The sequence below is a fragment of the uncultured Zoogloea sp. genome, assembly GCF_937894855.1.
In the GTDB taxonomy this organism is placed as follows: Bacteria; Pseudomonadota; Gammaproteobacteria; order Burkholderiales; family Rhodocyclaceae; genus Zoogloea; species Zoogloea oryzae.
Genome location: NZ_CALAYQ010000197.1, coordinates 1 through 9667, shown reverse-complemented (window position 1 = coordinate 9667; position 9667 = coordinate 1). Strand labels below are relative to the sequence as shown.

Genomic DNA, 9667 nt, shown 5'->3' with positions numbered 1-9667 from the left:
TCGACTCCGTCGAGGACATGAAGATCCTCTTCAACGAGATTCCCCTCGACAAGGTGTCGGTGTCCATGACCATGAACGGCGCCGTGCTGCCGATCCTGGCCGGCTACATCGTTGCCGCCGAAGAGCAGGGCGTTTCGCAGGACAAGCTGTCCGGGACCATCCAGAACGACATCCTCAAGGAGTTCATGGTCCGCAACACCTACATCTACCCGCCGACGCCGTCGATGAAGATCATCGCTGATATCTTCAATTACACGTCGACCCACATGCCCAAGTTCAACAGCATCTCGATCTCGGGCTATCACATCCAGGAAGCGGGCGCGAACCAGGCCATCGAGCTGGCCTTCACGCTGGCCGACGGCGTCGAATACGTGCGCACCGGCATCAAGTCGGGCATGGACGTGGACACCTTCGCCGGCCGCCTGTCCTTCTTCTGGGCGGTGGGCATGAACTTCTACCTCGAGATCGCCAAGATGCGCGCCGCGCGCATGCTGTGGTGGCGTCTCATGAAGCAGTTCGAGCCGAAGAGCCAGAAGTCCATGATGCTGCGTACCCACAGCCAGACTTCCGGCTGGTCGCTCACCGAGCAGGATCCGTACAACAACGTCGTGCGCACCACCATCGAGGCGATGGCCGCGGTGTTTGGCGGCACCCAGTCGCTGCACACCAACGCGCTGGACGAAGCCATCGCGCTGCCCACCGAGTTCTCCGCCCGCATCGCCCGCAACACCCAGATCATCATCCAGGAAGAAACCCACATCACCAGTGTGGTCGATCCGTGGGCCGGTTCCTACATGATGGAAAAGCTCACCCAGGAAATGGCCGACAAGGCCTGGGCGCTGATCGAAGAGATCGAAGCCATGGGCGGCATGACCAAGGCCGTCGAATCCGGCTGGGCCAAGATGAAGGTCGAGGAGTGCGCCGCCGAGAAGCAGGCTCGCATCGACTCCGGCAAGGACGTCATCGTCGGCGTCAACAAGTACAAGCTCGCCAAGCAGGATCCGATCGACATCCTCGACATCGACAACCACGTCGTGCGTGAAGCCCAGATCGAGCGCCTGGCCCGCATCCGCGCCACCCGCGATCAGGCCGCCGTCGACGCCGCGCTGGCCGCCCTCACCGAGTGCGCCAAGACCGGTGAAGGCAACCTGCTGGATCTCGCCGTGAAGGCCGTGCGTCTGCGCGCCACCGTCGGTGAGATCTCCGACGCACTGGAAGCGGTGTTCGGCCGCTACCGTGCCAACCCGCAGGCCGTGACCGGCATCTACAACTCGGTGGTCGAAGGTAACGAAGACTGGCAGGCCCTGAAGGCCGACATCGACGCCTTTGTGGCCGAAGAAGGCCGCCGTCCGCGCATCATGATCGCCAAGCTCGGCCAGGACGGCCACGACCGTGGCGCCAAGGTGGTGGCCTCGGCCTTCGCCGACCTGGGCTTCGACATCGACATCGGCCCGCTCTTCCAGACTCCGGAAGAAGCTGCCCGTCACGCCGTCGAGAACGACGTCCACGCCGTGGGCTGTTCCAGCCTCGCCGCCGGCCACAAGACGCTGGTGCCGGCCGTCATCAAGGCCCTCAAGGACCAGGGCGCCAACGACATCATCACCTTCGTCGGTGGCGTGATTCCGGCTCAGGACTACGACGCGCTGTACGCGGTCGGTGCGGCCGGCATCTTCGGGCCCGGCACGCCGATCCCGGCTGCCGCCCGCGAAGTGCTGAAGCAGATCCGCGCCGCCCGCAAGGCCTGAGCGAACCGTTGAGGAACAGCGCGCCGGCGAAAGCCGGCGTGCGCGTCATTGATGTCTTCCATGAACATGCCTGCCGACATTCCGCAGCGTGACGCCATCGATCAGGCTCTGGTCGACGGCGTGCTCAAGCATCAGCTGCGCCCGCTCGCCAAGACGATCACCCTGATCGAATCCCAGCGGCCGGACCACAAGGCACGGGCCCGCAGCGTGCTCGAAGGCCTGCTGCCCCACACCGGCAATTCGATGCGCATCGGCATCTCCGGCGTGCCGGGCGTCGGCAAGTCCACCTTCATCGAGGCCCTCGGCCTGTACCTCATCGAGCAGGGCCACAAGGTGGCGGTGCTGGCGGTCGATCCGTCCTCCAGCGTCACCGGTGGCTCCATCCTGGGCGACAAGACCCGGATGGAACTCCTCTCGCAGAACACCTCGGCCTTCATCCGCCCGAGCCCCTCGGCGGGCAGCCTGGGCGGCGTGGCTGAAAAGACCCGCGAAGCCATGCTGGTCTGTGAGGCCGCCGGCTTCGACGTGATCATCATCGAGACCGTCGGCGTTGGCCAGTCCGAGACCGCCGTGGCCGGCATGACCGACATCTTCTGCCTGCTCCAGCTCCCCAACGCCGGCGACGACCTGCAGGCGATCAAGAAGGGGATCATGGAGATCGCCGACCTGATCGTCATCAACAAGGCCGACATCAACCCCCAGGCCGCCAACGTGGCCCGCTCGCAGATCAAGAGCGCGCTGGGGATGCTCCGCCATTCGTCGCCCAACTGGACGCCGCCAGTGCTCATGCTTTCTGCGTTGCAGAAGCAGGGCGTCGCCGAATTCTGGAATACCATTGAGGATTACCGCTCCACCATGAAACGGAGCGGCGAGTTCGACGCGCGACGGCGCCAACAGGCCCGGGCGTGGATGTGGGAACTCATTGACCAGGGCCTGCGGGCCCGGTTTGCAGGCCACGCCGCGGTTCAACAGGATCTGCCCGGCTTGCAGGCGGCCGTAGAGGCCGGCCAGGCCACGCCTTCCGCAGCCGCAGCCCGGCTGCTCGGCCATCTGGGCTGAAAAGAACACACCCGAATCATTGACTGGAGGCTGTAAATGCACGACATCATCCACCAGCTGGAAAAGAAGCGCGAAGCGGCCCGCCTTGGTGGCGGCCAGAAGCGTATCGACAGCCAGCACAAGAAAGGCAAGCTGACTGCCCGCGAACGTATCGAACTGCTCCTCGACCCGGATTCCTTCGAGGAATGGGACATGTTCAAGGAGCACCGCTGCGTCGATTTCGGCATGGATCAGGCCGAAAAGACCCCGGGTGACGGTGTCGTCGTCGGTTACGGCACCATCAACGGCCGCCTGGTGTTCGTGTTCTCCCAGGATTTCACCGTGTTCGGTGGCTCCCTGTCCGAAACCCACGCCGAGAAGATCTGCAAGGTGATGGACCAGGCCATGAAGGTCGGCGCCCCGGTGATCGGCCTCAACGACTCAGGCGGCGCCCGCATCCAGGAAGGCGTGGCCTCCCTCGGCGGCTACGCCGACGTGTTCCAGCGCAACGTGATGGCCTCCGGCGTCGTGCCGCAGATCTCCATGATCATGGGCCCCTGTGCCGGTGGCGCGGTGTATTCGCCGTCGATGACCGACTTCATCTTCATGGTGAAGGATTCGTCTTACATGTTCGTGACCGGTCCGGAAGTCGTGAAGACCGTGACACACGAAGACGTGACCGCTGAAGAGCTCGGCGGCGCCGTCACCCACACCACCAAGTCCGGTGTGGCCGACCTGGCCTTCGAGAACGACGTCGAGGCCCTCTCGATGCTGCGTCGTTTCATGAACTTCCTGCCGGCCAACAACCGCGAGCAGCCGCCCGTCACGCCGACCAACGACCCGGCCGACCGCTTCGACTACTCCCTCGACACCCTGGTGCCGGACAACGCCAACAAGCCGTACGACATGAAGGAGCTGATCGTCAAGGTTGTCGACGACAGCGACTTCTTCGAGCTGCAGCCCGACTACGCCAAGAACATCATCATCGGCTTTGGCCGCATCGATGGTTCGCCGGTCGGCATCGTGGCCAACCAGCCGCTGGTCCTCGCCGGCTGTCTGGACATCAAGTCCGCGATCAAGGCTGCCCGCTTCGTGCGCTTCTGCGACGCCTTCAACATTCCGGTCGTCACCTTCGTCGATGTGCCGGGCTTCATGCCGGGTACCGCCCAGGAATACGGCGGCATCATCAAGCACGGCGCCAAGCTGCTCTACGCGTACGCCGAATGCACCGTGCCGAAGGTCACCGTGATCACCCGCAAGGCCTACGGCGGCGCCTATGACGTGATGTCCTCCAAGCACCTGCGTGGCGACGTGAACCTCGCCTGGCCGTCCGCCGAAATCGCGGTGATGGGCCCGAAGGGCGCGGTGGAGATCATCTTCCGCGAAGAGAAGAACGATCCCGCCAAGCTCGCCGAGCGCGAAGCCGAGTACAAGGCCAAGTTCGCCAACCCGTTCGTGGCCGGCGCCCGTGGCTTCATCGACGACGTCATCATGCCGCACGCCACCCGCAAGCGTATCGCCCGCTCGCTGGCCATGCTCAAGGACAAGCAGCTCGACAACCCGTGGCGCAAGCACGGCAACATTCCGCTGTGATCGCCGAGGACGCCAAGAACATGTTTACCAAGATCCTGATTGCAAACCGCGGCGAAATCGCCTGCCGCGTCATCAAGACCGCCCGCAAGATGGGCATCGCCACTGTCGCCGTGTACTCCGAGGCCGACAAGGACGCCCTGTTCGTTGAACTGGCCGACGAAGCCGTCTGCATCGGCCCGGCTGCCTCGAAAGAGTCCTACCTGGTCGCCGACAAGATCATCGCTGCCTGCAAGCAGACCGGTGCTCAGGCTGTGCACCCTGGCTACGGCTTCCTGTCCGAGAACGCCGAGTTCTCCCGCCGTCTTGAAGAAGAAGGCATCAAGTTCATCGGCCCGAAGCACTACTCCATCGCCAAGATGGGCGACAAGATCGAGTCCAAGAAGCTCGCCATCGAAGCCGGTGTGAACACCATTCCCGGCTACAACGATGCCATCGCCGGCCCCGACGAAGCCGTCGAGATCGCCAAGAAGATCGGCTATCCGGTGATGATCAAGGCCTCCGCCGGCGGCGGCGGCAAGGGTCTGCGGGTTGCCTACAACGACGCCGAAGCCCACGAAGGCTTCTCCTCCTGCGTCAATGAAGCCCGCAACTCCTTCGGCGACGACCGTGTCTTCATCGAGAAGTACGTGCTCGAGCCGCGCCACATCGAAATCCAGGTGCTGGGCGACTCCCACGGCAACTACGTGTATCTCAACGAACGTGACTGCTCCATCCAGCGCCGTCACCAAAAGGTCATCGAAGAGGCGCCGAGCCCCTTCGTCGACGCCGAGATGCGCAAGGCCATGGGCGAGCAGGCCGTGGCACTGGCCCGTGCCGTAAATTACGAATCCGCCGGTACCGTCGAATTCGTGGTCTCCGGCGCGACCAAGGAGTTCTACTTCCTCGAGATGAACACCCGTCTCCAGGTGGAACACCCGGTCACCGAACTCATCACCGGCCTCGACCTCGTCGAGCAGATGATCCGCGTCGCCTACGGCGAAAAGCTGCCCCTCTCCCAGGCCGACGTGAAGATCAACGGCTGGTCGATGGAATGCCGGATCAACGCCGAAGACCCGTTCCGCGGCTTCCTGCCCTCCACCGGCCGCCTGGTGAAGTTCCTGCCGCCGAAGGAGACCACCGACGACAAGGGCACCACCCGCGTCGACACCGGTGTGTACGATGGTGGCGAGATCTCCATGTTCTACGACTCGATGATCGCCAAGCTCATCGTGCACGCCCCGACCCGCGCCCAGGCCATCGACCGCATGCGCGACGCCCTCAACGGCTTCGTGATCCGTGGCATCTCGTCGAACATCCCGTTCCAGGCCGCGCTGATGCAGCACCCGGTCTTCCACTCGGGCATCTTCGACACCGGCTTCATCCCCAAGCACTACCCGACCGGCTTCGACGCCTCGATGGTGCCCCACGATGATCCGGCGCTGCTGGTCTCGGTGGCCGCCTACGTCTACCGCGCCTTCACCGACCGTTCCGCCTCGATCTCCGGCCAGCTCCAGGGCCACGAGCGCATCGTCAGCGAAGACTGGATGGTCATCCGCCTGAACAAGGAAGGCAACGAGCACCACCCGGTCGTCGCCAAGCCCATCGATGGCGGCTACCACGTGGAATACAAGGGCAAGAGCTACGAGCTCAAGTCCAGCTGGAAGCTCGGCGAATCGCTCTTCAACGGCACCTGCAACGGCGAGCCCTTCACCCTCCAGGTGGAGCGCCACAAGACCAAGTACAGCCTGTTCCACTGGGGCACCCGTGCCGACTTCATGGTCATGAGCGCCCGCGCCGCCGAACTGCTGTCCCTGATGCCGGAGAAGCTGCCGCCCGACCTCTCCAAGTTCCTGCTGTCCCCGATGCCGGGCCTGCTGCGCGAAGTGTCTGTGCAGGTTGGTCAGGAAGTGAAGGCCGGCGAGAAGCTGGCGGTCATCGAAGCCATGAAGATGGAAAACATCCTCAAGGCCGAGCAGGACTGCAAGGTCAAGAAGATCGTTGCCGCCGGCGGCGCCAGCCTGGCGGTGGACGAAGTCATCATCGAGTTCGAGTAATCGATTCGCCGCCTCGCCGGGCCGCTCCAGCCCGGCGAGGCGAGAAAACGCTTTCGTTCGATGGGGAGGGAGACTCGTCTTTCGGGGCGGGTTCCTGTCGAGGGATCGGGGTCGTCCTAGGACGGCCCCTTTTTTTTGCTGCAGCGCCCCCAGCCTCGTCCTGTAGGTCGGACTTCAGCCCGACGACCGCTTGGCTGCTCAACCGGTGCTGTCGGACTGAAGTCCGACCTACAGGGTGGGGTGATCCGGAATGCGGGGTGCAAGCGCTGCTTCCTGCAGTGCGGCTCGTCGCCCCTGCAAGTGGGATCGCAGCGGGCCCCGTCGTCCTCGCCCCAACCCTCAGCACGGCCTCGTCCTGTAGGTCGGACTTCAGTCCGACAAGCGCAGGCGAGCTTAATCCGTGCTGTCGGACTGAAGTCCGATCTACAGGGGGCGGCGATTCGGAATCCGGGATGGAAGTGCCCGTTCGTGCCGCGACAGGCCTTCCTCACCGCACACCTCGGCGACGCCCGGCGCGAGCGCGCTGAACTTTTTTGTATCAGATGCCGATTTAACACCTAGCGCCGTTCAACACTTAACGGTGCTCGCGCGTTGGATATCCGAGAATCATCCAAACAACCGGAGCCTGTTGCCGTGCCACCGCTGCTCATCGTCAAGCTGGGCGATTACACCCCGGTCCTCGCCAACCGCGAGGGCGACTTCGAAAGCTGGATCTCGTCCGGGCTGGGCGATGTGCCGGTGCGGGTGGTCGACCCACGCAAGGGCGAGGCCCTGCCGGCGGCGGGTGAGGTGGCGGCCGCGGTGCTCACCGGTTCGCCCTCGATGGTCACCGACCGCGAGGCCTGGAGCGAAGCCACCGCCCGCTGGCTTGCCGGCCGGGTGGCCGAAGGCCTTCCGGTGCTGGGCATCTGCTACGGCCACCAGCTGCTGGCCCATGCGCTGGGCGGCGAGGCCGACTGGCATCCGCAAGGCATGGAGATCGGCACCGTCTGCGTCCGCAAGTCCGACGCCGCGCGGCATGACCCGCTGTTCGCCGATCTGCCCGACACCTTTCCCGCCCATGTGGTGCACAGCCAGACGGCCCGCCGCCTGCCGCCGGGCGCCCAGTGCCTGGCCTCCAGCGATTTCGAGCCCCACCACGCCTTTCGCTTTGGCGAGGCGGCCTGGGGCGTGCAGTTCCACCCGGAGTTCGACACCGTGGCGATGAAATGCTACATCGCCCAGCTCTCGAGCCGCCTGCGCCAGGGCGGCGCCAATCCGGATGCGCTGACGGCGGCCGTCACCGAAACCCACGCCGCCACCAGCCTGCTGCGGCGCTTTGCCGACTTCGTGATGGAGCGCACTGGCGGGCCGGGCTGCGAACCCCTGCCTCAGCCGTAACGCCGGGCCGCCTCCACCGCGAGGCCGGCGCCGATGCTCCCGAACAGATCGCCCTCCACGCTGCGCGCGGCCGGCAACTCGGCCGCAATGCGCGCCCGGAGCTGCGGCACGCCGCTCGCCCCGCCGGTGAAATACAGCGTATCCACCCGATCCCGTGCGACGCCGGCCTGATCCAGCAGCTCGGCCACCGTGGCCGCAACCCGTTCCACCAGCGTGCGCGTGGCAGCCGAAAAGGCCTCTGCGGTGATGTCGTGGACGAGGCCCGCTTCGAGCCTGTCCAGGTGCAGCCGGGTGGTGTTGGCGGTGGACAGGTCGATCTTCGCCTGCTCCACCTGCAGCGCCAGCCAGTGCCCTTCGCGCTGGCCGATCAGCCGGGCCAGGCGATCCAGCTCGCGGCGGGCGGCCGCGTCCCGGTAGATCTGCTGGAAATCGGCGAAGGCCTGGCGGGTGTAGGCAAAGTTGATGGTGTGCCAGGTGGCCAGCTGGAAAAAAAGCCCGGACGGCACTTCGGCGCCGCTCTTCATCAGGCCCCGGTAGCCCAGCAGCGGCATCACGCATTCCAGCGACAGGGCCCGGTCGAAGTCCGTGCCGCCCACGTGCAGGCCGGCGTTGCCCAGCAGATCGTCCTTGCGATCCACGTGGCGGGCCCGCTCGGGCGACAGGCGCACCAGCGAGAAATCCGCCGTGCCGCCGCCGATGTCGGCGATCAGCACCAGCTCCTCCCGGTCCAGCCCCGCCTCGTAGTGCCGCGCCGCGCCGATGGGTTCGAACTGGAAGCTCACCTCCTTGAAACCCACCTGCCGGGCAATGGCGGCGAGGGTGTCCTCGGCGCGCTGGTCGGCGCTCGGGTCGCCATCCACAAAGAACACCGGCCGGCCGAACACCGCCTGCTCGAAACCGCGGCCCGCCTGGGCCTCGGCCCGGCGCTTGAGCTCGCCGATGAAGCTCGCCAGCAGATCCTTGAAGGACAGGGCGCGGCCGCCCACCTCGGTGCTGCCCTCCATCAGCTTGCTGCCCAGCAGGCTCTTGAGCGCCCGCATCAGCCGGCCCTCGTAGCCTTCCAGGTACTCGGCGAGCGCATCGCGCCCGAAGTGGGTGGATTCCTCGTCGGCATTGAAGAACACCGCCGACGGCAGGGTGGGCTTGCCATCTTCGAGGATCAGCAGCGTCTGTGCGCCCGGCCGCAGCCAGCCGACGGTGGAGTTGGAGGTTCCGAAGTCGATTCCGCAGGCGCGGGCGGGAGCGGCATTCATGGACTGGCGTGGGGAGAGCGGGGGGCGGATGTTACGCCGGTTGGAGGTGGCGAGGAAGAGGGCGTCGCCCACCTCAGGCGGCAGGGCTGTCACGCTCGGCACGCCGCTCGCATTTAACCCGCAAAACCCGCAGCCAGCCGCCAAAATACGCCAGAAAAATGGCGAGATGTTCCAGGTCTGGATGGAATCCCGCCAGCTTGTCCCCGGCCCCTCCCTACCCGATCCCCGGGCGGGCAGGTTTGATTCAGCGCCGCTTCAGCTTTTTCCCGAAAAGCGCCAGCTTGAATCCGCCAGCCAGATAATTAATTGCTCGAAGCAATTAAAAAATTGCTGCGCCGGGCCGGGGCTGCGAAAAAAATCGGATTAATTAATTCCCCGGAGCAATTTATTGTTCTCGATTCGACGTGACTCTCGAACGAATCGGAAAAAAGCTGGGCGGATTCGGGATTAATAAATTGCAGCTTTGCGTTTAGCCTCTGCAAAATTCGGATTAACCTGGCCTGTTGAGGGTTTTAAAAATTGCTGCCCAGCAATTTTTCTGGAGGTATGTATTGACCCAGTAAAACCCTGCTCAGGTGTTAACCTTGAAAGGAACGACACATGAGTACGGCGATGGAAGACGAAA

General features: G+C 64.6%; 6 protein-coding genes. 5 read left to right on the top strand and 1 reads right to left on the bottom strand.

Translation table 11 applies throughout. The features are described 5' to 3' along the window. The 5 genes from scpA to Q0672_RS21175 all read left to right on the top strand — a co-directional run. A partial coding sequence (gene scpA, locus Q0672_RS21195) for a methylmalonyl-CoA mutase (protein ID WP_298625609.1) occupies positions 1-1745 on the top strand: 1745 nt, incomplete at its 5' end. Positions 1746-1805: 60 nt separating this feature from the next. Then, positions 1806-2804, top strand: a complete 999-nt coding sequence (gene meaB, locus Q0672_RS21190) for a methylmalonyl Co-A mutase-associated GTPase MeaB (protein WP_298625607.1) — start codon at positions 1806-1808, stop codon at positions 2802-2804. Positions 2805-2840: 36 nt separating this feature from the next. Further along, positions 2841-4376, top strand: a complete 1536-nt coding sequence (locus tag Q0672_RS21185; RefSeq protein WP_153160791.1) for an acyl-CoA carboxylase subunit beta — start codon at positions 2841-2843, stop codon at positions 4374-4376. A 20-nt stretch (positions 4377-4396) separates the two neighbouring features. Next, positions 4397-6409 carry an acetyl/propionyl/methylcrotonyl-CoA carboxylase subunit alpha gene (locus Q0672_RS21180; RefSeq protein WP_298625602.1) on the top strand — a complete coding sequence of 671 codons (2013 nt, stop codon included), beginning with the start codon at positions 4397-4399 and terminating at the stop codon, positions 6407-6409. Positions 6410-7042: 633 nt separating this feature from the next. Next, positions 7043-7789: a glutamine amidotransferase gene (locus tag Q0672_RS21175; RefSeq protein ID WP_298625600.1), complete on the top strand. Its 747-nt coding sequence runs from the start codon at positions 7043-7045 to the stop codon at positions 7787-7789. Here the strand turns inward: Q0672_RS21175 and Q0672_RS21170 are convergent. Beyond that, the gene (locus Q0672_RS21170; RefSeq protein WP_298625612.1) at positions 7780-9042 is read right to left on the bottom strand and encodes an Hsp70 family protein; all 1263 of its coding nucleotides are present in this window, start codon (positions 9040-9042) and stop codon (positions 7780-7782) included. The genes Q0672_RS21175 and Q0672_RS21170 overlap by 10 nt on opposite strands. Between the last annotated feature and the right edge of the window lie 625 nt (positions 9043-9667).

Bases quoted from the DNA above. Each gene is read 5' to 3' on its own strand.
- Q0672_RS21185 (WP_153160791.1), top strand. From the start codon at position 2,841: ATGCACGACATCATCCACCAGCTGGAAAAGAAGCGCGAAGCGGCCCGC.
- Q0672_RS21170 (WP_298625612.1), bottom strand. From the start codon at position 9,042: ATGAATGCCGCTCCCGCCCGCGCCTGCGGAATCGACTTCGGAACCTCC.
- Q0672_RS21180 (WP_298625602.1), top strand. From the start codon at position 4,397: ATGTTTACCAAGATCCTGATTGCAAACCGCGGCGAAATCGCCTGCCGC.
- meaB (WP_298625607.1), top strand. From the start codon at position 1,806: ATGAACATGCCTGCCGACATTCCGCAGCGTGACGCCATCGATCAGGCT.